19 protein-coding genes and 2 tRNA genes are annotated in these 23,716 nt (G+C 71.3%); 16 read left to right on the plus strand and 5 right to left on the minus strand.

The genetic code is table 11. The features are described 5' to 3' along the window. The first annotated feature begins 6 nt into the window (after positions 1-6). Together AC3YNX_RS05515 and AC3YNX_RS05520 are read left to right on the plus strand one after the other, a co-directional pair. On the plus strand, positions 7-993 hold the full coding sequence (locus AC3YNX_RS05515; protein ID WP_127781707.1) for an inorganic phosphate transporter: 987 nt from the start codon (positions 7-9) through the stop codon (positions 991-993). Positions 994-1,138: 145 nt separating this feature from the next. Next, a complete protein-coding gene (locus AC3YNX_RS05520; protein ID WP_489994834.1) occupies positions 1,139-3,451 on the plus strand; it encodes an arylsulfotransferase family protein in 2,313 nt (770 codons plus the stop codon). A 39-nt stretch (positions 3,452-3,490) separates the two neighbouring features. Here AC3YNX_RS05520 and hisC read toward each other — a convergent pair whose 3' ends face one another. Next, positions 3,491-4,537 (minus strand): histidinol-phosphate transaminase, encoded by a 1,047-nt coding sequence (gene hisC, locus AC3YNX_RS05525; RefSeq protein WP_127781709.1) that lies wholly within the window; start codon positions 4,535-4,537, stop codon positions 3,491-3,493. 105 nt (positions 4,538-4,642) lie between these two features. On the opposite strand from hisC, the gene AC3YNX_RS05530 reads away from it, so the two are divergent. The 3 genes from AC3YNX_RS05530 (at position 4,643) to AC3YNX_RS05540 (ending at position 5,676) form a co-directional block, all read left to right on the plus strand. Then, a complete protein-coding gene (locus AC3YNX_RS05530) occupies positions 4,643-5,338 on the plus strand; it encodes a dienelactone hydrolase family protein (protein WP_489994835.1) in 696 nt (231 codons plus the stop codon). Between the two features lie 136 nt (positions 5,339-5,474). Next, positions 5,475-5,565, plus strand: a tRNA-Ser gene (locus AC3YNX_RS05535). 38 nt (positions 5,566-5,603) lie between these two features. Further along, a tRNA-Arg gene (locus AC3YNX_RS05540) sits at positions 5,604-5,676 on the plus strand. Positions 5,677-5,745: 69 nt separating this feature from the next. Here the strand turns inward: AC3YNX_RS05540 and AC3YNX_RS05545 are convergent. The 4 genes from AC3YNX_RS05545 to AC3YNX_RS05560 form a co-directional block, all read right to left on the minus strand. Then, on the minus strand, positions 5,746-7,071 hold the full coding sequence (locus AC3YNX_RS05545; protein ID WP_489994836.1) for an LCP family protein: 1,326 nt from the start codon (positions 7,069-7,071) through the stop codon (positions 5,746-5,748). Beyond that, positions 7,068-8,315, minus strand: coding sequence for a glycosyltransferase family 2 protein (locus AC3YNX_RS05550; RefSeq protein ID WP_241249495.1), 1,248 nt, complete (start codon positions 8,313-8,315; stop codon positions 7,068-7,070). The genes AC3YNX_RS05545 and AC3YNX_RS05550 overlap by 4 nt, the downstream gene beginning before the upstream one ends. A 202-nt stretch (positions 8,316-8,517) precedes the next feature. After that, positions 8,518-9,864: a nucleotide sugar dehydrogenase gene (locus AC3YNX_RS05555; protein WP_489994837.1), complete on the minus strand. Its 1,347-nt coding sequence runs from the start codon at positions 9,862-9,864 to the stop codon at positions 8,518-8,520. A 338-nt stretch (positions 9,865-10,202) separates the two neighbouring features. Next, on the minus strand, positions 10,203-11,000 hold the full coding sequence (locus AC3YNX_RS05560) for a hypothetical protein (RefSeq protein WP_489994838.1): 798 nt from the start codon (positions 10,998-11,000) through the stop codon (positions 10,203-10,205). A 391-nt stretch (positions 11,001-11,391) separates the two neighbouring features. Here AC3YNX_RS05560 and AC3YNX_RS05565 point away from each other — a divergent pair, with 391 nt between their 5' ends. The 11 genes from AC3YNX_RS05565 to AC3YNX_RS05615 all read left to right on the plus strand — a co-directional run bounded on the left by AC3YNX_RS05565 (position 11,392) and on the right by AC3YNX_RS05615 (position 23,691). Beyond that, a complete protein-coding gene (locus AC3YNX_RS05565; protein WP_489994839.1) occupies positions 11,392-12,639 on the plus strand; it encodes an MFS transporter in 1,248 nt (415 codons plus the stop codon). A 168-nt stretch (positions 12,640-12,807) separates the two neighbouring features. Further along, positions 12,808-14,190, plus strand: coding sequence for an aromatic ring-hydroxylating oxygenase subunit alpha (locus AC3YNX_RS05570; RefSeq protein ID WP_489994840.1), 1,383 nt, complete (start codon positions 12,808-12,810; stop codon positions 14,188-14,190). Beyond that, complete coding sequence (locus tag AC3YNX_RS05575; RefSeq protein ID WP_489994841.1) at positions 14,187-14,741, plus strand: aromatic-ring-hydroxylating dioxygenase subunit beta; 555 nt, start codon at positions 14,187-14,189, stop codon at positions 14,739-14,741. Before AC3YNX_RS05570 ends, AC3YNX_RS05575 begins: the two co-directional genes overlap by 4 nt. Before the next feature lie 143 nt (positions 14,742-14,884). Continuing rightward, positions 14,885-15,937 carry an LLM class flavin-dependent oxidoreductase gene (locus AC3YNX_RS05580; protein ID WP_489994842.1) on the plus strand — a complete coding sequence of 351 codons (1,053 nt, stop codon included), beginning with the start codon at positions 14,885-14,887 and terminating at the stop codon, positions 15,935-15,937. Further along, positions 15,934-16,575 carry a cysteine hydrolase family protein gene (locus AC3YNX_RS05585; protein ID WP_489994843.1) on the plus strand — a complete coding sequence of 214 codons (642 nt, stop codon included), beginning with the start codon at positions 15,934-15,936 and terminating at the stop codon, positions 16,573-16,575. The genes AC3YNX_RS05580 and AC3YNX_RS05585 overlap by 4 nt, the downstream gene beginning before the upstream one ends. After that, entirely contained in the window at positions 16,575-17,912 is a 1,338-nt protein-coding gene (locus AC3YNX_RS05590; RefSeq protein WP_489994844.1) for an NtaA/DmoA family FMN-dependent monooxygenase, read from the plus strand. The genes AC3YNX_RS05585 and AC3YNX_RS05590 overlap by 1 nt, the downstream gene beginning before the upstream one ends. A 209-nt stretch (positions 17,913-18,121) precedes the next feature. Continuing rightward, a complete protein-coding gene (locus AC3YNX_RS05595; protein WP_489994845.1) occupies positions 18,122-18,862 on the plus strand; it encodes a flavin reductase family protein in 741 nt (246 codons plus the stop codon). 54 nt (positions 18,863-18,916) lie between these two features. After that, on the plus strand, positions 18,917-19,990 hold the full coding sequence (locus tag AC3YNX_RS05600; protein WP_127781720.1) for a BMP family ABC transporter substrate-binding protein: 1,074 nt from the start codon (positions 18,917-18,919) through the stop codon (positions 19,988-19,990). Position 19,991: 1 nt separating this feature from the next. Continuing rightward, positions 19,992-21,629: an ABC transporter ATP-binding protein gene (locus tag AC3YNX_RS05605; RefSeq protein ID WP_489994846.1), complete on the plus strand. Its 1,638-nt coding sequence runs from the start codon at positions 19,992-19,994 to the stop codon at positions 21,627-21,629. Continuing rightward, positions 21,626-22,780: an ABC transporter permease gene (locus AC3YNX_RS05610; RefSeq protein ID WP_127781722.1), complete on the plus strand. Its 1,155-nt coding sequence runs from the start codon at positions 21,626-21,628 to the stop codon at positions 22,778-22,780. The genes AC3YNX_RS05605 and AC3YNX_RS05610 overlap by 4 nt, the downstream gene beginning before the upstream one ends. Beyond that, the gene (locus AC3YNX_RS05615) at positions 22,777-23,691 is read left to right on the plus strand and encodes an ABC transporter permease (protein ID WP_489994847.1); all 915 of its coding nucleotides are present in this window, start codon (positions 22,777-22,779) and stop codon (positions 23,689-23,691) included. The genes AC3YNX_RS05610 and AC3YNX_RS05615 overlap by 4 nt, the downstream gene beginning before the upstream one ends. Positions 23,692-23,716: the final 25 nt, after the last annotated feature.

A 23,716-nucleotide genomic window follows, 5' to 3' on the forward strand; every position in this document is an offset into this window, starting at 1 on the left:
GCGCACATGCTGATGCTGCTGCTGGTCATCGCCCTCGCGATGGCCTTCACCTTCACCAACGGCTTCCACGACTCCGCCAACGCCATCGCCACCTCGGTGTCCACCCGGGCGCTGACCATGCGCACCGCGCTGGCCATGGCCGCGGTCGGCAACCTGCTCGGCTCGTTCTTCGGGGCCAAGGTGGCCTCCACCGTGGGTGCCGGCATCATCAACATCGACGCCAGCGACCGGGCCCTGGTCATCGTGGCGTGCGCCCTGGTGGGTGCCATCGGCTGGAACATGGCCACCTGGTGGTTCGGCCTGCCGTCGTCGTCCTCGCACGCGCTGATCGGCGGCATGGTGGGCGCGGCGCTGGCCGGCAGCATGGAGGTGCTGTGGCACGGGGTCACCACGAAGGTGCTGGTGCCCATGGTGATCTCCCCGCTGGTGGGCTTCGTCGTCGGCTACGCGGTGATGATCGCGATCATGTGGATCTTCCGAAGCTCCTCGCCCTCGCGGACCAGCCGCGGGTTTCGCCACGCCCAGACGTGCTCGGCCGCTGCGATGGCGTTCGGCCACGGCATGCAGGACGCGGCGAAGACGATGGGCATCGTGGTGCTGGCGCTGGTGGTCTCCGGCCGCCAGGAGGGTCACGACATCCCGCTCTGGTGCTTCCTGGCCACCGCCGCCGTGCTCGCCGCCGGCACCGCCGTGGGTGGCACCCGGATCATGCGCACCCTGGGCCGCAAGGTGATCGAGCTCGACCCGCCGCACGGGTTCGCGGCCGAGATGACCGCGGCGTCGGTGCTCTACGTCGCCTCGGCGGGAATGGGTGCGCCGGTGTCCACGACGCACGTGATGTCCTCGGCGATCATGGGCGTGGGCACCACCAAGCGGCTCTCCGCGGTGCGCTGGGGCGTGGCGGGCAACATGCTCACCGCCTGGATCCTCACCTTCCCGGCAGCGGCGCTGCTGGCTGCGATCTGCTACTGGGCGGCCACCTTGGCGTTCTGAGTGAGCCGGTGGTTCGAGAGCTCATTCACCTCAGTAAAGGTTTTGTGACACTCGGTCAGATCGTCAGCGCACTGCGTTGACTTTGGTCTACCTTGACCTCCAATGACACGAACGTCCACAGGGGACGGTCTTGGGGGGAAAAGGTATGCGCCGCAGAAGGATCAAGCTCAGGGGGATCACCCGCAGCCGGGCTGTCGGGACGACGACGGCGGTGGTGCTGGCGGCGAGCCTTTTCCCCGTCCTGGTGCCGTCCGCGGCGTCGGCCGCACCCAGCGAGACCCGGGCCGCCACCGCGTTTCCCGCGCCGGGTGACGCCCACGCCGCTGCCGGCGCCGACATCACCGTCCGGGGCGTCGACCCCGCCGCGGTCGCCAGCGTCACCGTCACCGGCTCGGTCAGCGGTGAGCACCCCGGTGTGCTCACCCGGCTGAGCGCCGCCGAGGGCGTGACCTTCAACCCGGCGGAGGACTTCGTGCCGGGGGAGCAGGTGAGCGTCCGCGCAGCGGGCATCTCCTTCGCCGACACCGGCAGCTCGGAGTACACCTTCACCGTGGCTCGTCCCGGCGCGGCCATCGACCCCGCCGCCCTCGTCGCCGGCACCGACGTCGCAGCTCCCACGCCCTGCCAAGCCGCGCCGCGCCAGTACGTCACCCAGCCCGACCTGGGCGTCGTGCCCGGCGCGTGCGCCTCCGGCCCGGACGCCGACGCCAGTGGCGACAAGATCTTCACCTCGATGGCCCCGGGCCCGGGCATCTACGACCGCACCGGTGAGCTGGTCTGGCACGCCAAGGCCGGCGGCAACATCTTCGGCACCGTCAAGCCGGTCACCTACCGCGGGGAGAACCTGCTGGCCTACTACAGCGGAAACAGCTCCGCGGTGCCCGGCAGCGGCCAGGGTGAGTACGTGCTGGTCGACCAGAGCTACCAGCGGGTGCACACGGTGCGCGCCGCGGACGGCTACCAGGCCGACCTGCACGAGGTCGAGATCACGCCGCAGGGCACCGCACTGGTGGGCATCTACGCCTCGGTGTGGACGCCGCTGGGCGACATCATCGACTTCGTGGTTCAGGAGGTGGAGGTCGACACCGGCAAGAAGCTCTTCGAGTGGCACGCCCTGGACCACGTCGACATCGCCGACTCCTACTTCCCCCGCGCGCTGTTCCTGCCCTGGGACTACATCCACGGCAACTCCGTGCAGCAGACCGCCGACGGCAACCTCCTGGTCTCCGCCCGGCACACCTGGGCCTCCTACAAGATCAGCCGCAGCACCGGTGACCTCATCTGGACCCACGGCGGCAAGCGGAGCAGCTTCGGGCCGATGACGGCCGGCCCGGGTGTGGCCGCGTCCGAGGCGCACGAGTACTGCTGGCAGCACGACGTGCAGGAGGTGGCGCCCAACACCTACACCGTGCTGGACAACGCCTCCGCGCTCGGCATCCCGCAGCGCTGCGGCAACGGGGAGACGCGCGGCCTGCAGTTCACCCTCACCGACCCGGTCGCCGGCGCCCCGGGCACGTCGGTGATCACCGACGTCTACCGGCCCTCACCCGGAGCCGCTGCCGGCTTCGCCGCCAACATGCAGACCCTGCCCGACGGCAGCCGGCTGCTGGGCCTGGGCGGCGTCCCGCGGGCCACCCTGCTCGACGCTGACGGCACCCCGACCCTGGAGATGGGCTTCACCGAGGCCGGCTACCGCGCCTACAGCGCCCCGTGGAAGGGCGCGCCGACCGGCGGGCCCAGCGCAGTGGTGAGCGCCGACCGCAGCACCGTGCACGTCAGCTGGAACGGCGCCACCGAGGTGCGCTCCTACCAGGTGCTCGCCGGTGCCGACGCCACCAGCCTGGAGCCGGTCGGCGCCCGCCAGCCACGCACCGGGTTCGAGACCGCGCTCACCCTCCCGGCGTCGGCAGGCCCGGTGGTGCGGGTGCAGGCGCTGGACGAGCGCGGCACGGTGCTGGGCACCAGTGGCACCCCGGTGTCCGGCAGCACCACGCTGACGGCGCTGCAGGCCACGGCGCCGGTGGGCGCGGGCACGTTGAGCGCCTCCCCCAGCGGCGACAGCCTGCAGCTGCCGCCGGTGACGGCGGACTTCTCGCTGCTGTTCGGTCTGGTTCCGGCCCGCACCACGCTGTCGCTGCGTCCCACCACCAACGCCCAGGGCACGGCGATCCCGGTGCAGGCCAGCTACTCCGAGACCGGCAGCACGCTGAGCTTCCAGGCCCGCCTGCACCTGGAGGACCTGTCGTTCTTCGGGTACTCCGTGCAGCCGCTGATCGGCAGCACCTGCGAGACCACGGCCCCGGTCACGGTGACGCTCACCTCCAGCGGTGACGCCCGCCTGGGTTCGGAGCTCACCGGGTCCTACGCCATCCCCTCCTTCGCGGGCTGCGGGCTGGCGGACGGGTTGGTGTCGTCCATCTCGGTGCCCGACAACACGCTGCGGCTCACCCTCAGCTGAGCCGGGCAGCGGTGCTCGCGTGCCGCTGAGGGACTGCCCTCAGCGGCACGCGATCGTCAGGAACGCGTCGTTCTCCGCCGGGGTGCCGATGCTCACCCGCACGCCCTCACCGGCGAAGGCCCGCACCAGCACGCCGTCGGCCGCGCACTTCTCCGCGAAGGCGGTGGAGTCCTCGCCCAGGGGCAGCCACACGAAGTTCGCCTCGGTGGGGGGCACGGAGTACCCGGCCGCCAGCAGCGCCGCTCGCACTCGCACCCGCTCGGTGGCCACCTGCTCGCAGCGCTGCGCCAGCTCGTCGGCAGCCTCCAGCGAGGCGATGGCGGCCACCTGGGCGATCGCGCTGACCGCGAAGGGCACTGCCACCTTGCGCACGCCCGCGGCGACCTCGGGGGAGGCGTAGCAGTAGCCCACCCGCAGCCCGGCCAGGCCGAAGGCCTTGGAGAAGGTGCGCATCACCACCACGTTGGGCCGGTCGGTGGCCACCTGCACGCCGTCGGCGACGTCGGCGTCCCGCACGAAGTCGAGGTAGGCCTCGTCCAGCACCACCAGCACGTGCGGCGGCACCGCGTCCAGGAAGCGGTGCAGCTCCGCGGTGTGGATGACCGTGCCGGTGGGGTTGTTCGGGCTGCACAGGAACACCAGCCGCGTCCGGTCGGTGATGGCGGCGAGCATGCCGTCGAGGTCGTGGCGGAAGTCCTCGGTCAGCGGTACGGGAACCGGTGCCGCCCCCACCACCCGCACGATGATCGGGTACGCCTCGAAGGAGCGCCAGGGGAAGACCACCTCGTCGCCGTCGTGGCAGGTGGCCTGCACCAGCTGGGTGAACAGGCTCGAGGAGCCACAGCCCACCGCCAGGCGCTCTGCCGGCACGTCCAGGTGGGCGGCCAGTGCCTGCACCAGCGCGTGGGAGGTCATGTCCGGGTAGCGGTTGGCGTGCTGGGCGGCGTCGGTGATCGCGGCCAGCACGCTGGGCAGCGGGCCGCCCGGAACTTCGTTGCTGGACAGCTTGATCGCCCCGGCCTCCGCCCGCCCCGGCACGTAGGCGGGCACGGCGTCGAGGTCGGTGCGGACGTGGGATGCAGGCACCCACCCAGGGTAGGGCCCGGCGGGCACTCCACCGGCCGCGACCCTGGCCAGGCCGAGGCCACGCGTGCTATGGCCGTGGAGTGTGTGCGGTGGGACACTGGCCGCATGTCGGGATCACACGTAGAGGTCGCCGCGCTGGACGGGGCGACGCCGGACTTTGCCAGGGGCCCGGGCGGCCAGCGCGTGCCGCTGACCGTCCAGGAGCCCGACACCGTGGCGCGGGGCGGCATCGTGGTGCTGCAGGGCGCCCACGAGGGCGCCGAGGCCGTGCAGCACCTGCAGGAGGCTCTGGCGGGGGAGGGCTGGGTGGCGGTCGCGCCACACCTGTACCACCGCCACCAGGGCGGGGGCGACAGTGCCGACGAGCTGGACGCGGAGATGGTGCTGGAGGACTGCGATGCCACCTTCTCCTGGCTCGCCGCCCGTGGCATCGACGCTGACCGGACCGGGGTGATGGGCTTCGACCTCGGCGGCTCGGTGGCGCTGATGGTGGCCTCCAGCCGGCAGGTCGGTGCTGCGGTGACCGTGGCCGGCGCTGGGATCGACCAGCCACTGTCCCGCGGGCTGCCCACGCTGCTGGACCTCGCGCCGTCGCTGGCCTGCCCGTGGCTCGGCCTGTACGGCCAGGACGAGGGCATCACCGTCGAGCAGGTGGAGGCGCTGCGAGACGCGGCCGCCACCTCGCTGGTGGCCACCAACCTGGTCACCTACGACGGGGCGGGCCACCGGTTCGACTCTGCCGACGCCGACTCCGAGGCGCTGCAGCGGGTGTTCGACTGGTTCGACAGCCACCTGCGCTGAGCGAGCGCCTCGGCTGCCGCCCCGGACAAGCCCTTCACCTGGGCTTCCGGTGGGGAGCAGGGGGGCGTTTTGCCCTGCGGCCATGCGCCTGTGTAACCTTCTCTTCCGGTGGCCGCAGGGTTCGCTCTACGCCTCGGGAGGCTTCGCCTAGTCTGGTCTATGGCGCCGCACTGCTAATGCGGTTTGGGGCTTCAACCCCATCCCGGGTTCGAATCCCGGAGCCTCCGCTGGGTCGGTCGCAAGACCGGCACAACTGAATGAACACGCGCTCGTAGCTCAACGGATAGAGCATCTGACTACGGATCAGAAGGTTAGGGGTTCGAATCCCTTCGAGCGCACGTTGGTTGAGACAACGCAGAACGGGACCGTCACGCACGTGGCGGTCCCGTTCTGCGTCTGCGTGCTGGTCATCGCCGCGGCGCTGAGTCGGGAACCTCGGGACTAGCGGCGTAGGCCTGCGCAGGGGTGCCGAGGTGGGTCGAGCGACCCCGCGCGACGGGTATGCAACCCGGCTCGGCGGGTTGTGCCGGCGCTGCCCTCGGGGTGGGGGCGAGCAGCACGGGCTGAGCCGGGCTCGGCGCGGCCGGTGGTACCTCAGCAGGAGCGGGAACCACGGGTGGTGGCGCCTGGGGCGGGGCGAGCGGTTGCGGGGTGCCGTTGCGAAGCCGGTCGAAGTACGCCGCAGCCTCGGGTGCCGGGTCCACCGTGTTCGCCCCGCCTGCGCTGGGCACGGTGGGCATGGTGGTGAAGGTCAGCTGCGCTGGCGGCACCTGGCGCAGGATGTTGGCGAGGTCCAGCAGGGCGGGGACCGAGGCGAGGTCGTCGTCGACGGTCACGGCCTTGGTGGCGGCGTTGACCAGGGAGAGCACCTTCCCGGGGTTGGCGAGGGTGCCGGCGCTGGTGAGCTTGGTGACCATCGAGGCGAGGAACGCCTGCTGGGCCTGCTGGCGGCCGAGGTCGCTGCCGTTGCCGAAGCCGTGGCGGGTGCGCAGGAACTGCAGCGCGGGCACTCCGACGAGCGAGTGCCTGCCCGCGGCGAGCTTGAGCCCGGAGTACGGGTCGTAGACGTCGCCGTCCACACACACGTCGACGCCGCCCAGGGCGTTGGACAGCGACACCACCCCCCGGAAGTCGACGAGCACGAAGTGGTCGATCCGCATGCCCGTGAGCTGGCTGGCCGCGGCGACGGTGCAGCTGGGGGCGGCCTGCAGGGTGTTGCCGATGCGGCCGGTGCGGGCATCGCGGACCCGTCCGTATCGGTCCTTGCAGCGGGGCACGTCGACGATGGTGTCGCGGGGGATGCTGGTGACGGTCGCGCTCGTGCGGTCGGGGGTCACGTGGACGAGCAGCTGCACGTCGGCGTTGGCGCCGCCCCGGTCACCCCCCGCCGCGCAGCTTCCGCCCAGCGCGCAGTCGTCGGCGGTGGACCGGCTGTCCGAGCCGATGACCAGGATGTTCAGCGGGGTCCGGCCCTGCGCGTCCTCCGGGTGGTCGGGCTGGGCGGACAGGCCGTCGGTGAGCGGGGAGTGGGCGATGGTGTCGGTCAGCCGGTCGTAGAGGAACGCGCCACCCCCGGCGACCACTGCCACGACCAGGGTGAACGTCAGCCCCGCGGTGGCCCAGGGCGAGCCCCTCCGCCGGGGCCGCGGAGCGCCGTGGACCACGGGGCTGCCGACCGGGCGGGGCGGTCCGGGGAAGCGCCGCAGCAGCGGGTAGCGGCCCGAAGCGGTCACCGCGTGCCCCACTTGGAGTTGCGGATGGTCAGGATCGCGTAGGGCATCTGCCAGACGAAGACGGAGGCGTAGAGCAGCGAGAACAGGATGCTGTACGCCCAGATGCGCTCGGGGCGGTGCACGCGGAAGTAGAGGCCGTACATCAGCGCCATCACCACCACGCCACCGAGGAACCACACCGGGGCGACCGGGTCGAGGGCGAACAGGTGCCACACGACGCGGGCCACGACCAGCGGTCCCAGCAGCGGCAGCACGAAGCCGAGGAGGAACGACACCGACATGATCGGGTTCTTCCGCCACATGAACCGGCACGCCCGCAGCGACTCCCGCGTCCAGCTCTTCTTCCACCGCAGCTGCTGGCGCAGGAACGTCTTGATGTCGTCGGGCACGTTGGTGTGGGCGTAGGCGTCGGGCGCGTAGAGCACCTTCCACTTCTGCAGCATCAGGTTGGTCAGGCTGCGGTCGTCCCCGAACGTGGCCGGCTCGCCGAGGAACGTCTGGTTGCGCCACTCCTCGAGCACCGGGTCGACGGCGGTGCGCCGGTAGGCCGAGAAGCACCCCGAGCAGCAGGTGACGGAGCCGAACAGCGCCTCCGCAGACTTGTGCACCCGGAAGGCCACGAAGTAGCGGACCGCCTGCATGCGGGTGAGCACGTTGGTGTTGCGGTTGAGGACGTCGGTGTGACCGGTGACCGCCCCGACCGACTCGTCGGCGAAGTAGCGCATCATCGTGGCGACCGACTCGGGCTCGAGCCGGGAGTCGGAGTCGATGAACACCAAGACCTCGGCCTCGCCGGCGAAGTCGATCCCGGTGGCCATGGCGTGCCGCTTTCCGCGGTTCTCCGGCTGCGGCACGACGACCAGGCTCTCGCGGGTGCGCTGCAGCTCGCGCACGCGGGCCAGCGTGTCGTCGGTGGAGCAGTCGTCGACCACGACCACGCGCAGCAGGTGGGCGGGGTAGTCGACGTCGAGGCACGCGGTCACGGTGGCCGCGATCTCGTCCTGCTCGTTGTAGGCCGGCACGATCAGCGCCACCGAGGGCAGGCCGGTGGGCGAGAGCTGGGGGGGCTGAGGCACGTAGCACCAGGCGAGGGCGTACCTGGAAAGGATGTAGCCGGAGGTGACCAGCCCGTAGGCCAGCAGGACGGGCTCCTCCCGCAGCACCTCGACGGAGACGATCTTCACGGCCACCACGATCGCCACCAGCACCGCGATCGCCAGGTAGAGGGCGCGCCGCTCGGCCACCACGCTCCGCGGCGCACGGTGCGCGCCCCTGCCGCGTGTCGTCAGCGCCTGTCCCGTCCGGGCCGTCGCTACCGCCGCCGTCACGTCCGGGGCGACGAGGTTCGGGTCAGGGTGGCGGGCGGCCGACCGCGGGCGGCGGGGGGGACTCAGGCCGGCGTGGCGGTGCTTGCCGCGGACCCCGTCGTGGAGAGTCAACGACTCGTCACGGGACGTCGCGGTGCGGAACACCGTCGAGCCGGTAGGTGGTGTCCACGACGCCAGGGACCGCGGTGAGCCAGCCCAGGTCGAGGGAGCTGTGGGCGGTGTGCAGCACGGCGACGTCGACGGTGACAGCGGCGGGGTCCGCGACCCCGGTGAGCACGGACCCGTCGGCCAGGCCCACGCTGGTGATGAGCGGGTCGTAGAAGCTCACCACCGCGCCGGCCGCGGACAGCTCGGCCAGGATGGCCAGCGCTGGGGACTCCCGCACGTCGGCCACGTCGGGCTTGTAGGTGACGCCGACGACGAGCACGCGGGCACCGCGCACGGCGTGGCCCAGCCCGCGCAGCGTCTGCGCAACCCGTTCCACGACCTGGCTGGGCCGCCGTGCGATCGCCGTCATGGCGGCGGAGATCAGGGGTGCGTGCACCTGCTGGCGGCGGAGCTGCCAGAGCAGGTAGTGCGGGTCGCACGGGATGCACTCGCCTCCCACCCCCGGCCCCGGGTAGAACGGCATGAACCCGTAGGGCTTGGTCGCGGCGGCATCGATCACGTCGCTCACGTCCACCCCCACGGTGGCGCACACGTCGGCGAACTCGTTGGCGAGCGCGATGTTCACGGCCCGGAAAATGTTCTCCACGAGCTTGGCCATCTCTGCCACCTCGAGCGAGTCCACCTCGTGCACCGACCCGGCCGCCCGCGCGACGAGCCCGGCGGCCGCCACGGTGCAGCCGGCGCTGGCTCCACCGACCACCCGGGTGACCTGTTCCTGCGGGTACCGGGCGTTGCCGGGATCGATGCGCTCGGGGCTGAACGCCACGAAGACGTCCTGCCCCGCCACCAGGCCACGCATGCGGAGCGGGTCGACGAGCAGGTCGCGGGTGCATCCGGCGTAGGAGGTCGAGGTCAGGACCAAGGTCTGCCCGGGCACGGCCAGCTGGACCAGGGCGGCGCACGCGCGGCGCAGCGCCCGCAGGTCCGGGTTGCGAGCCGCGTCGACCGGGGTCGGCACACAGATGATGACCGCGGCGGCCTCCCGCAGGCGCCACGACTGGTCGGTCAGCAGAAGCTCCGGGTCGGCGAGAGCCACGGCGAGCCGGTCCTGGTCTGCCCCGAGCAGGTCCACCTGGCCCCGGGCGATCGCGTGCAGCCGCTGTGGGTCGAGGTCGATCCCGACCACCCGGTCGCCGGCGTGGTGGAACGCCAGCGCCGTGGGGAGGCCGACGTAGCCGAGACCCACCACGGCCACGTCGTAGGTGAAGGTGGTCGCGCCCCCCGGCGGCGACACGGGTGGGACGACGCGGCTGCCGGTGGTGACTGCGGTCGGGGTGGACAGGTCAACGTTCACCACTTACCCCCCTGGTAGGCAGTTCGGCTGGTCAAACAGCGTGTGCGTGCGACCGCGTGGCCAGTTGCGTCGTCGGTGGCGACCTTGGCAGCAATTTCCGCCCGAGAAACCTCAAAGTATTTGCGCAGAGATTCCCAGTGTGGGGCGACCCTTGTCAACCGGAAAGAAGGGCGAGTGTGACTATTACCACGGTCTACCGAAAACGGAGGTAGAACGGCAAAATCTCTCTCTGTAGAACTGCTGTCACAATGAGTTGTGCGTAATGGTCAGAATTGGCCACTTAAAGTGGCCCCATTGCACTTACGGTGACCGCAAAGAATTGACACCAGTGTCGGAAAGGGCTAGCTGGCCTTGCTCACCGTGACACTGCCGAAGCGGAGCTCGGTGTTGTCCCCGCGCACGCCCACGCGTCCAGGACCGGTCAGCGCAGGGGTCCCGTCCTGCCCGCTGTCGACGGCGGAGAGCACTGGAGCTCCGTTGACCAGCAGGGCGACGTGGACCCCGTCGGCGGCGTTGCGCACGTCCAGGTCCACGTCCACCGGCCGCCCGACGGTGCACGGCAACGACCCCGACGCCATGGTGGTGTAGCGGCCCGAGGTGGGAGCGCCGGCGGTCGGCGCCTTCTTCTTGATCGCTGTCGTCCCGTCCCGACGACACACCGTGACCGCGTACAGCTGGCTTGGTGAGGTGTAGCGCACGAACAGGTGCACGCCGTCCCAGCTGTGCATGCCCGTGCGGGCTGAGGTGGTCGGCGCCGCCACTTCCAGGCTCAGGTGAAACCGGACGTCGGCGAAGTGGTCCGGCCTGCTCACCGCTCGCAGCACCGCGGACCCGGTTCCGCGGCTGGAGCTGACGTCGGGCGAGGCGTCGTCGGGGTAGCCCGACCATGCCCGCCCGCCGTCGGCGAACAGCGATCCGCTCGTCACGATCCAGTCCGGTGAGGTCACGGCCCCGGGCCGGCGCGGAGACCGGTAGGCGACCTCGTTGGTGACCAGTGAGCGGCCCATGTCGAACGTCGGCTGCCACGGCCCGTCCAGCGGTTGTCGTTCCGCGTGCACGAACACCGGGACTAGTGCCGCGGCGAACAGCACTGCCAGCGCCGCGACGAGGTAACGGACGGGTCGACGAGGGATGCGCACTCGGCTCACTGTCCACCCGTTATCGGGTGTCCGCATTCTTGGTCGCTTGACCATCTCGCACCTGGGCGCCAGGCCGTCCCCGCGGAATGGGGCTGGGCGGCCCGGGGAACGCTTTCCGAGAAACGCCATGTGGCGCCCTTCTCCCTCGTCGAGGAATGGCTGTGACAATCGCGCGTGCGCCATTCTAGTGGGTACCGGCGACAATGGTTGGGCAAGTTGTCTCGAGTGCGCGGAGAGCTGTCCGCGGCCTGGGGGTTGTGCGGAACCAGCGAACGCGAGGGGTGGCGCCGACGCGCCACCTGCCGTGTCGCTCCCGGGGCGGACGGGTCGCTAGGGGGCGAGGCTCCGATATTGATTGACACGATGTCGTCACGCATTACAAGATGAGGAGATGGTGCAGGCGGAGCGGTCCGAAGCGGTCCCTGCCGGCACCTTGCCGCAGCGCCGGCTGGCTCGCTCCGCGCCTGCCTACCGCTGGGTGGTGCTCGCCGCGGGGGTGTTCGCCCAGGGCGCGGCCGCGTCGGTGCTGCAGGGTCTGCCCAGCCTGGCGACCACGCTGCGCGCCGAGCACGACCTGTCGCTGGCCGCCCTCGGGCTGGTGCTCGCCGCCAGCACCGTGGGTCTGCTGCTGGCGCTGGTCCCCTGGGGCTGGCTGGCCGACCGGGTGGGCGAGCGCTGGGTGATGACGTGGGGGCTGCTGCTCACCGCCGCCGCCCTGGTGGGGGCCAGCCGGGCGGGCAGCGTGGCGGTGCTGATGGTCTCGCTGCTGCTGGCGGGCGCCGCCTGCGCCAGCGTCAACGCCGCCAGCGGCCGTGCGGTGATCATGTGGTTCCCGCGTCGCCAGCGCGGAATCGCCATGGGCACCAGGCAGACCGCGATCCCGCTGGGTGCCGCACTGGCGGCGCTGGGTCTGCCGGTGGCCGCGCGCGCCTGGGGCCTGCCCGGGGCCTTCCTCTCCGCCGCCGTGGTGCTCGTGGTGGCGGCGGTGGTGGTCTGCGTGTTCGTCACCGACCCGCGCAGCCCGCCGGACGGCGACGAGGAAACCGCAGGTGAACCGGCCCAGCCGGCGGGAAGCGGCCGTGCCGTGGTGCTGCTGTGCGGTGTCTCCGCCCTGCTGGTGATCCCGCAGCTCACCATCGTCAGCTTCCTGGTGATCTACCTGGTGGACGGCCACGGCATCTCCGCCGCCACAGCCGTGGTGCTGCTGGCGGTGGTGCAGCTGGGTGGCGGCGCTGCCCGCATCGGGCTGGGCTGGTGGAGCGACCGGACGGGATCGCGGCTGGGGCCGCTGCGCGCGGTGGCACTGGTGACCACCGGCCTGCTGCTGGCGGCCGCGGCGGGTGAGCTGGTCGGCGGCGTGGTGGCGGTGGCCGCACTGGTGCTGGCGGGCTTCGCGGCCATCAGCTGGAACGGGCTGGCGTTCACCGCGGTGGGCGAGCTGGCCGACCCGCGGCGCATCGGGTTCGTGCTGGGCGTCCAGAACACCGCGGTGGCCGCCGGGATGGCGCTCACGCCGCCAGTGATGGGCACCGTGGTGGAGCTCTCCAGCTGGGCGGTGGCCTTTGCCGCGGTGGCCGCTGCTGCGGCCCTGGCCAGCGTGGTGCTGTCCCGGCTGAGCGGAGTCTCGGCGGTGCGTTAACTCTGGAAGACGGCCCGGTAAAACCCTGTGCCCCAGGGCTGCAACCGGTTGACAGGCCCCACGAGCGGTTGGTCGAATATCTCGTAGTTCGAGACGGCATCTCAGTCAAACCGACAGCGCTGGTGCACAACGGCAGCGCTGACTGACCAACTCGTGGGAGCGCCCCTTATGACCATGATCGACTCGCCCGGGGCCACGGCAGTGGACGAGCGCCTGGAGGTCGGCAACACGCTGATCGCCCAGGACTGGGAGGCCCTCACCTTCAAGGTGCACCGTTCGGCGTACCGGGAGAACGCGGTGTTCAACCGCGAGCGCAACGAGATCTGGGGTCACACCTGGCTCTACCTCGGCCACGAGACCGAGATCCCCGAGGCCGGCGACTTCAAGACCCGCACCCTGGGCGGGCGCCCGCTGATCTTCGTGCGGGACCGGCACGGCACCGTGCAGGCCTACCTCAACGCCTGCCCGCACCGCGGCACCATCCTGTGCCGCGAGCCGGAGGGCCGGGCGAAGAACTTCCAGTGCTTCTACCACGCGTGGACGTTCAAGAACTCCGGCGAGCTGGCGGCCCTGCCGGACAGCGACGCCTACCCGCAGGACAGCGCGTTCGTCGAGTCGCTGTCGCTGCGCACGGTCCCGCGCCTGGGCATCCACGAGGGCTTCGTCTTCGTCGCCTTCGACGAGCAGGTGCCCGACCTGCTGGAGCACCTGGGCAAGGCGGCCGACGTCATGTCGATGACCGCCTCGATCGGGCCCAGCGGCATGACCACCGTGCCCGGCGTGCAGCGCTACAGCGTCAAGGGCAACTGGAAGCTGGCGGTGGAGAACGCCATGGACGGATACCACTTCGCCCCCACGCACAACACCTTCGTCGGGTACCTGCGGGAGACCGGCTTCGCGGTCAACGACGACGCCCAGTACGCCCACGACCTCGGCGACGGCCACGGCCTGGCTGTGCTCACCGGGCACAACGGCCGCATCGGGATGATCTGGGAGCCCCGCTTCGGGGAGCGGGAGAAGATCCGCACCGAGGCCAAGCGGAAGGAGCTGGTCGCCCGGCTCGGCGCCGAGCGGGCCGCGGCCGTGGCGGACTCCTCCAAGATCCTGTTCGTCTTCCCCAACCTGCTGCTGTTCGACCTGGAGGCACTGACCATCCGGCAGCTGGAGCCGGTGGAGCCCGGGGTGACCGACGTGCGGGCCTGGCAGCTGGTGGAGCGGGACGAGCCCGACGACGTCCGCGCCCTGCGGCTGAAGACGATGGCCAGCTTCGTCGGCCCCGGCGGCCTGGCCACTCCCGACGACATCGAGGCCTACGAGGCCGTGCAGCGGGGGGTGGTCGCCACCGCCGACCTCGACCCCTTCGGCGGCTTCGCCGACACCGACCTGGACTGGAGCGACATGTCCCGCGGCATGGCCGACGACCTCACCGGACCGCGCGGACGCTCCATCGACGAGGGCGTGATGCGCAGCTTCTGGCGGCACTGGAGCCGACGCGTCGGCGAGCTGCCCCGGATCGGCCCCGACGCGAGCCGGCTGGGAGGCGTGGCATGAGCACCGGTGCAGTGCACACCAGCGCAGTGCTGCCGAACGGGACCGTCCCGCCGCAGGAGCAGGGCAGCGACCGGGCGGTCGTCCGTGCGGAGGTGGAGGACTTCCTCTTCGCCGAGGCGGCCGCGCTGGACGAGTGGCGCCTGGACGACTGGCTCACGCTCTTCGTCCCCGGTGCGGCGATGCAGGTGCCCACCACCGACGTCACCGGGCTCGGCCCGGAGAACGCCGGCTACTTCGTCGCCGACGACTGGGACCTGGTGCGCGCCAGGGTGAAGCGGCTGAAGAGCCGCAAGGCGCACGCAGAGAACCCGCACTCGCGGACCAACCGGTTGGTGAGCAACGTCCGCCTCACCGAGCGGGCGGGCGACCAGCTGCGGGTCTCGGCGAACTTCGTCGTCAACCGCTTCCGGGACGGCGGGGAGTTCACCTACGTCGGCCGCTACGACCACCTGCTGCAGGTGCAGCCGGACGGGCTGCGCTTCCTGCTGCGGCGCTCGGTCCTCACCAACGAGTCGATGAGCCCGGGAGCCCGCTTGAGCTTCATCCTCTGACCCGCGACCACGAAGGAACCCGAGAACCTCACACACCATTGGGCCGTCGACGAGAACGCTTCCGCCCCGCTCCCGGACACGTCTACCGAGACCCCGGACGGGCGTGGCGTGTGAACCCCACCCACCCCAGGCGGAGGCCACCAGTGAGCACCACCGAGTACGGAGTTTTCCTGCCCATCTCCAACGGCGGATGGATCGTGTCCGACACGACGCCGCCGATCGAGGCCACCTACGACTACAACAAGCAGGCCGCCGTCGCCGCCGACCGGCTCGGCTTCGACTTCGTGATGTCGCAGGGCAAGTGGCGCGGCTACGGCGGTCGAACCGACCACTGGGGCCGCACCCTGGAGTCGATGACCATGATGGCCGGGCTGGCCGAGGCCACCGAGCGGGTCAAGATCTGGTCCACCGTGCACACCATCCTGTTCAACCCCGCGATCGTGGCCAAGATGTTCACCACCCTCGACCAGATCAGCAACGGCCGGGTGGGCATGAACGTGGTGGTGGGCTCCTACTCCCAGGAGTTCGCCCAGATGGGCCTGTGGCCGGAGCACCTCAACCACGCTGACCGCTACCGGTACTCCGAGGAGTGGGTGCAGCTGCTGCTGCGGCTGTGGAGCGAGGACTCGGTGACCGCGCACGGGGAGTTCTTCAAGCTGGAGGACTGCTCCTCGCGGCCGCACCCGGAGAAGACCCCCACGCTGATCTGCGCCGGGCGCTCCCCGGCGGGCATCGACTTCCAGGCCAAGTACTGCGACGCGTCGTTCCTCTCCGCCTTCGACCTGGCCGGGCTGCAGCAGGTCAGCCGGGAGGTGAAGCAGGCGGCCGCCGAGCAGGGGCGGGCGATCAAGACCTACACGATGACCACCGTGGTGATGGACGAGACCGACGCCGCCGCCGAGGCACGCTGCCGGGAGTACTCCCGCGGCGTGGACCGGGAGGCGCTGGAGAACATGGCCATCGCCTACGGCATGCAGACCGACAAGAACGCCACCCCCAGCGCCAAGGCCCAGGAGCAGGCCGGCTTCCAGTCCGAGGTGGTCGCCGGGTCGCCGGAGACGGTGCTGGAGAAGATCGAGGAGCTGGTCAGCTACGCCGAGCTGGACGGGCTGATGCTCATCTTCCCGGACTACGTGGTGGACCTGGAGCACTTCGGCACCCTGGTGCTGCCCAAGCTGAACCAGGCACGGGTGTGACCCTGCCCGGGCCCGCTGCCCACGGGGCCCTGCTGGTGATCGACGTGCAGCGCGACTTCGCCGACCCCGCCCACCTGGGGTGGGTGGACGACGACGGACTGGCCGCGGTGGCCACGGCGGTGCAGCGCACCGGTGAGCTGGTGGACGCCTTCCGTGCCGCCGGCGTCCCGGTGGTGTGGGTGCGCCTGGAGCAGACCCCCGACCAACCGTGGGAGTCCTCGCGCTGGCTGCGCGGACTGACCGCTGACACCCCGTGGCCGGCCGAGGAGCCCTGCGTGCAGGGCAGCGCCGGGGTCGAGTGGTTCCAGCTGAGCCCGGCGCCGGGGGAGACGGTGGTGAGCAAGCGGGGCTACAGCGCCTTCCTGGGCACCGAGCTGGACCAGGTGCTGCGCGACGCCGGGGTGCAGTGGCTGTGCACGGCCGGGCTGACCACCGAGTGCTGCGTGCTGGCCAGCACCTTGGACGCGGCGCAGCTGGGCTACCGAGTGCTGGTGGCCGCCGACGCGGTGGCCAGCTACACCGCCGCCGAGCACGGGGCGGCACTGGGGATCCTGGCGGCGCACGCTGCCCGGCTGACGAGCAGCACCGAGCTGCGCCACGCCCTGGGCGACGGCCTGACGCGAGCGGTGGCGTCCTGATGAAGCTGGCCTACGACCTGTCGTTCACCCACACCGAGGGCCGCTGGGCCGCCCCCGGCTCGTGGGTGGGCACGAGCTATCCCGACCACCGGATGTTCACCGAGCTGGCCGTCAGCGCCGAGCGCGCGGGCGTGGACATGCTGTTCTTCGGCGACGGGGTGGGCATCCCGGACACCTGGAAGGGCTCGCTGGACGCGGCGGTGCGCTGGGGCATCCAGTGGCCCCGCCAGGACATGAGCCCGGTGATCGCGGCCATGGCGCAGCACACCTCGCACATCGGCTTCGGGCTCACCTACTCCTCCACCTACCTGCATCCCTTCTACGTGGCCCGGCTGATGAACTCCCTGGACCACGTCACCGGCGGGCGCATCGCGCTCAACGTGGTGGCGTCGGGCCGGTTGTCGGACGCGGCCAACTACGGCTTTGACGCGCTGCTGCCCCACGGGGAGCGCTACGAGCTGATGGAGGAGTTCGTCGACGTCTGCCGCCGGCTGTGGGCGTCGGTGGAGCCGGACGTGATCGTGGCCGACCGGACCACCGGGCAGTACGGCGACCCCGCCAAGGTGCACCCGATCCACCACCGTGGCAAGCACTTCGCCGTGCGCGGGCCGCTGCCCAGCGTGCCCAGCCCGCAGGGGCGTCCGGTGCTGGTGCAGGCGGGGTCGTCGCCGCGGGGCATCGCGGCCTCGGCCGCCTTCGCCGACGTGGTGTTCGGCGTGGGCGGGCACCGGGAGTGGCAGCTGCGCCACCGCGCCGCCCTCGACCACGAGCTGGTGGCGGCCGGGCGCGACCCGGCGGAGGTGGGCATCCTCTGGGCGGTCCAGCTCATCGTCGCCGCCACCGCGGAGGAGGCGCAGCGACAGCGGGCGGCGATGCTCGACCAGCTCTCGCTGGAGGGCATCGGGACCTACCTGTCCTACAACTGCGGGTTCGACTTCTCCCGGCTGCCCGAGTCGTTCGTGCTGGGCGAGGTGCAGGAGCAGATCGAGGCGGCGCAGGCCAGCCAGGCCGGGTTCGTCAGCCAGCTGGTCGACCGGATGGGTGCCGACGCGCGGATCAGCCGTGCGGAGTTCTTCGACGAGGGCTGGCGCCACGCCACCGGCTACGACCAGACCATCGCCGGGACCGCCGAGCAGGTGGCCGACGAGCTGCAGGAGGAGCACGAGGCCACCGGCGCCCGCGGCGGGTTCATGGTGACCAACCCCGGGTCCATGCCCGGTGCGCTGGACCAGGTGTCCGGGTTGCTGGTGCCCGAGCTGCAGCGACGCGGGCTGCGCCCGGACGGCTACACCGAGGACACCCTCGCGGGCACCCTCCTGGGCCGACCGCTGCGCTGAGCAGCGGACGGGAACAGGTGAAGATGCCGTCTTTCATTACGAGACAGGTGCTCTATGGCTCAGCTTCGTTTCGTCGCGGTTACCTGATGTGAGCGTGTGTTTCTAGTTCGTACCAGGCGCGAAGAAACCGTTGACACCGTTCTGCTTGTTCGCGAACCATCTCGCTTAACGACATGCCGTATCACATCAAGTGAGAGTGAGTGCCGCTCATGAGTGCCAGCCCCACCTGGACGACCCTGGAGATGACGGGCCGTACCGCCGCCCAGAAGCAGGGCCTGCTCTCGCACCTGGTGGTCCCGCGCCCCATCGCGATGATCACCACCGTCGGCGCCGACGGCCAGCTCAACGTCGCCCCGTACAGCTACTACATGCCGGTGTGCGGCGAGCCACCGACGATCGCCCTCACCATCGGTGGGCTGCGGGAGGCCAGCGACGCCCCCAAGGACACCTGGACCAACATCGAGCGCACCGGCGAGCTGGTCATCAACGTGACCGGCGCGGCCCTGGGCCCCTACATCGAGACCGTGGCGCGGGAGTACCCCACTGACGTCTCGGAGGCGGACGTGGTCGGCTGGGAGACGGTTCCGTCCCGGATGGTGTCGCCGCCGTCGTTGGCGCAGAGCCCGGCGCACCTGGAGTGCCGGGTGCGCGAGGTGATCGACCGCGGCGACATGGGCGCCCGGTTCTCCGGCTTCCACCTGGTGCTGGTCGAGGTCCTCTGCATCACCGTGGACGAGGCCATCCTGGCCGGCCCCGGACGCATCGACCCCGAGCGCGTCACGCCGATCGGCCGCATGGGCTTCCCCTACTTCGTCGCCGCCGCCGGCGAGGCCCTGTTCCAGCAGGAGCGCATCGCCTACGCAGACCTGCCGGACACAGCAGACCTGCCGGACACCGCAGACCTGCCGGACACCGCAGACCTGCCCACCACAGCTGACCTGCCTGCCTGATTCTGCTCCGCCCCCAGTGCCACCCGCGCTCTGCCAACTTCCCCGGAGGAACACGTGAGAACTGCTCGAGCCACCCCGATTCTCGCGGGGGTATGCGCCCTCGCCCTGGGGCTCACCGGTTGTGCCGACCGCGCCTCGGACACCCCCGACGCCGCCGGCTCCGGACCAGCCGCCGCGACGTCCAGCCAGCCCGACGTCAACGGGGACGGCAAGGTCGTCATCGGCGTCATCAGCCCCGGCGACCTCAACGACAACGGCTACTACGAGAGCTTCGTCTCCAGCGCCCAGACGTTCGCCGACAGCAAGGGCTGGAGCGTCATCAAGATCGGCTCGGTGAACCCGGCCAACGCGTCCGAGCAGGCCCGCAACCTCTGCCGGCAGAAGGTCGACCTGGTGGCGCTCGCCGCCGCCGAGCTCAAGGACGCCATCCCGGTGGCCGCCGACCCGGAGTGCGCCAAGACGGCCTGGTACGCCCCGTCCAGCACCGACCTGGAGGTCACGCCCTACATCGCCCTGTCCCGCGACTTCGTCAACGAGTCGATGCTGGCGGCCGGCTACGCCAACGGCATCCTGATGCGCGACGCCGGCATGACCAAGGCCGGCTACATCACCGGCCCGCAGGCGGACTTCTCCGTGATGGGCGCGAAGGCGTTCGAGGTGGGCCTGAAGATGGTGGTGCCCAGCGCCACCCTGGCCACCACCTACACCGGTGACTTCAACGACTCGGCCAAGGCTCGCGAGGCCGCCCAGGCCCAGCTGAGCCAGGGCGTGCAGGCGCTGTACCCCTACCTCGGCGGCGCCACCGACTCCGTGGCCGAGCTCGGCAGCGGCAAGGGGGCCATCATCTCCACCCCGGGCACCGACCGGTGCGGGGAGAGCGCGATCAACTGGAGCGTCTCGGTCGTCTTCGACCCGGGCGCCTACTTCTCCGCTGCGCTGAAGGAGTTTGCCGACGGCAAGCTGGCGATGGGAAAGATGCGTGAGTGGCACCTGGGCAAGGACTCGGTGCCCACCGTGCTGCTGTGCAAGGGCACCGACGCGCAGAAGGCCGAGCTGAACGCCTTCATCGCCAAGGTCGGCAGCGGCGAGATCGTGCCGGACAAGGTCATCGCCCAGGCCGGCGCATGACATGACCACTGCCGGCACCGCCCCGGAGCAGCCCGTCCCGCTGTCCGAGGCCCCTGAGATCGGTGGACCGCCCGCACCGCTGGTGCTGCGCGGCATCACCAAGCACTACGGACGCGTCACCGCGTGCGAGGCGATCGACATGACGGTGGGCGAGGCAGAGATCCACGGCCTGCTCGGGGAGAACGGTGCCGGCAAGTCGACCCTGATGAAGATCCTGCTGGGCCTGGTCAGCCCGGACGACGGCACGGTGTACCGGTCGGGCAAGCGGGTCCGCATCGACAGTCCCTACGCGGCGCTGAACCTGGGCATCGGCATGGTGCACCAGCACTTCAGCCTGATCGAGGCGCTCACGGTGTGGGAGAACGTGGTGCTGGGCGAGCGGGGCAAGGTCGACCGTGCCGCCGCCTGCGCCGACGTGGAGGCGGTGGGTGCCCGCTACGGGCTGCCCATCGACCCGCTGGCCACGGTCACCGAGCTCTCCGCCGGCCAGCGCCAGCGGGTGGAGCTGATCAAGTGCCTGCGGCGGGACCCGCAGGTGCTCATCCTGGACGAGCCCACCTCGGTCCTGACCTCGGCGGAGTCGCAGGAGCTGTTCGCGGTGCTGCGCAACGCGGTCGTGGCCGAGAAGCGCTCGGTGATCCTGATCAGCCACAAGCTGTCGGAGATCGCGGTGGCCACCGACCGGGTGACCGTGCTGCGCCGGGGTCGGGTGGTGCACCGCGGGCTCACCGCCGACTCCTCCCCGGCCGAGCTGGCCCGGCAGATGGTGGGCCGGGAGGTCTCGCTGCACCACGGCGGGGCGCTCGGGGTGGAGCTCGACCAGATCGAGCTGGTGGAGCCGGCAGCGTCGGCACAGCTGGGGAAGTCGGTGACCGAGCCGTCGGAGGGGACGGTGCCCGCGCTGTCGCTGGACGGGCTGACGCTGCGCAACGCCGAGGGTCGGCTGCTGCTGGACTCGCTGTCGCTCACCGTGCAGCCGGGGGAGATCGTCGGGCTGTACGGGGTGGAGGGCAACGGCCAGTCCGAGCTGGGCGACGTGGTCTCCGGCCTGGTGCCGGAGGTCACGGGAACGCTGAGCGTGGCCGGCACGCCGGTGGACGTCTCCGCGCCCGGGGCGGTGGCTGCCGCCGGCATCGGGGTGATCCCCGAGGACCGCCACCGCAGCGGCGTGGTGCTGGACATGAGCATCGCCGACAACCTGGTGATGAAGGACCTCACCGCGGTGTCCCGGCGGGGCTGGCTCAACCGCAAGGCGATTCGCGAGCGCGCCGAGCAGCTGGTGGCGCAGTTCAACATCGCCACCCCCTCGGTGGACGCGCCCATCCGCAGCCTCTCCGGCGGCAACCAGCAGAAGGTGGTGCTGGCCCGTGAGCTCTCCGCTCGGCCGGCGGTGCTGGTGGCCGCCCAGGCCACCCACGGCCTGGACGTGGGGGCCATCGAGGACATGTACGTGCGGCTGCGGGAGGCCGCCGACAGCGGCGTGGCGGTGCTCCTGGTCAGCACCGAGCTGGAGGAGGTGATGGCGCTGTCCGACCGGGTGGCCGTGCTCTCCGGCGGCCGCATCGTGGGCGTGCTCGCCCGGTCCGAGGCCACCAACGAGCGCCTGGGCATGCTCCTGGGCGGGGAGGAGGCGGCATGAGCTCCGTCGCCACGATCACGCCCGACCCGGCGCCGCCCGCCCCCGCACCCACCCCCGGGGGCCCGCCGCGGTGGCTGCGGGTGGACGGCTCGGCCGTCGGCCAGCTGGGCATCACCGTGCTTGCGGTGGCGGGCGCGCTGCTGCTGTCCACCCTGCTGGTGGCCGCCACGGGTGGCTCCCCCTGGGCGGTGGCCACCGCGATCGTGCAGGGCGGGGTGGGCGACGCCGCCGCGTGGTCGCAGACCCTCACCGTGGCGGCCCCGCTGCTGCTGGTCGCCGTCGGGGCCTGCGTGGCCAGCCGCGCCGGGGTGTTCAACATCGGCCAGGAGGGCCAGGTCCTGCTCGGCGCGATGGGCGGCACGTTCATCGCGCTGAAGATGGCCGGCCCGTCCACGGCGGTCATCGTGGTCAGCCTGCTTGCCGGAGCCCTGCTGGGCGGGGTGCTGGCCGGCATCAGCTCGCTGCTCTTCCGCATCCGCCGGGTGAACATCGTGGTCTCCACCCTGCTGCTGTCCTTCGTGGCCATCCAGGTGGTCAGCTACGCGGTGAGCACCCCTTGGCTGCTGCAGGAGCCACGCAAGTCGGCCTCGGGCACCGCGGCCTCGCAGTCGGCGCTCATCCCGGCCGACGTCCGGCTGCCCACCATCGGCGAGTACCCGGGGCTGGCGCTGAGCGCGGGGCTCATCCTGGCCGTGCTGGCCGCGTGCCTGGCCTGGACCGTGCTCTCCCGCACCGCCTGGGGCTTCCGGATCCAGATGCTCGGGCTCAACCCGCTCACCGCCGCCCACGCCGGGGTGCGGGTGGCGCTGGTCAGCGCCGCGGCCCTGGCGTTCTCCGGCGCGATGGCCGGGGTGGCCGGCGCCGTCATCGTGGAGGGCTCCGCCTTCCGGCTGCAGCCGGCGGTGTCCAACAACTTCGGCTGGGACGGCCTGCTGGTCGCCCTCATCGCCCGCAACCGGCCGCTGGTGGCCATCCCGGTGGCCATCGCCTTCGGCGCGCTGCGCACCGGGTCCAACTTCCTGGCCTCCACCGGGGTGCCCATCTACCTCGTCAACGTCGTCCAGTCCCTGCTGGTGCTGGCATTCGTCATCGCCCCGGCGATCAGCCTCGTGCTGGCCCGCCGGCGCCTGAACCGGGGGACCGCCGCATGAGCATCGTGGACAGCTCCGAGGTCATCCTCTCCAGCGCGGTGCGCCTGACCGCGCCGCTGGCCTTCGCCGCCTGCGGGGAGTACCTGGCCGAGCGGGCCGGCACCCAGAACATCTCGGTGGAGTCGATGATGCTCTCCGGGGCGTTCACCTCCATCGCGGTGGCCAGCCAGACCGGCAGCGCCCTGGTGGGCCTGGTGGCGGGCGCCGTCCTCGGGCTGCTGGTGGGGATGCTGCACGGCCACCTCGCGCACCGGCTGGAGGTCAACACCTTCGTCGTCGGCCTGGTGCTCAACACCTTGGCCCTCGGGCTGACCAGCTACCTCATCTCCATCGCCGACTTCACCAACCACCAGGTGGACCTGCTCACCATCCCCGGGCTCAGCGAGATCCCGGTGCTGGGGCCGGTGCTGTTCTCCCAGCGCTGGCCGATGTACCTGCTGCTGGGCCTCGTCCCGCTCACCTGGTGGCTGGTGGAGCGCAGCCGGTGGGGCCTGGAGCTGCGGGCGGTGGGCGACAACCCGCAGGCCTGCGACGCCACCGGCATCGACGTCAACCGCCGCCGCCGGCAGGCCCTGCTGTGGTGCGGGCTGCTGTCCGGCCTCGGCGGTGCCTACCTGGCCGTCGGCGAGGTCGGCTCGTTCAACGCCAACATGACCGGCGGCCGCGGCTTCCTGGTGCTGGCCGCGGTGATCTTCGGCTGCTGGCGCCTCAAGGGCACCCTGGTCGGCTGCGCGGTGTTCGGCTTCGCCGACGCCCTGCGGCTGGCGCTGCCCGCCCTGGGCCTGCAGCTGAACTCCCAGGTGCTCATCGCCGCGCCGTACCTGCTGGCGCTGGTGGCCATGGTGGCCATGACCAAGTCCGGCCGCGAGCCGCGCTACCTGGGCCGGCCCTTCGCCCGCGGACTCACCTAGCTCGTCCCGTCCACTCCGACTCTCT

The organism is Rhodococcus sp. Z13_19A (assembly GCF_058133575.1).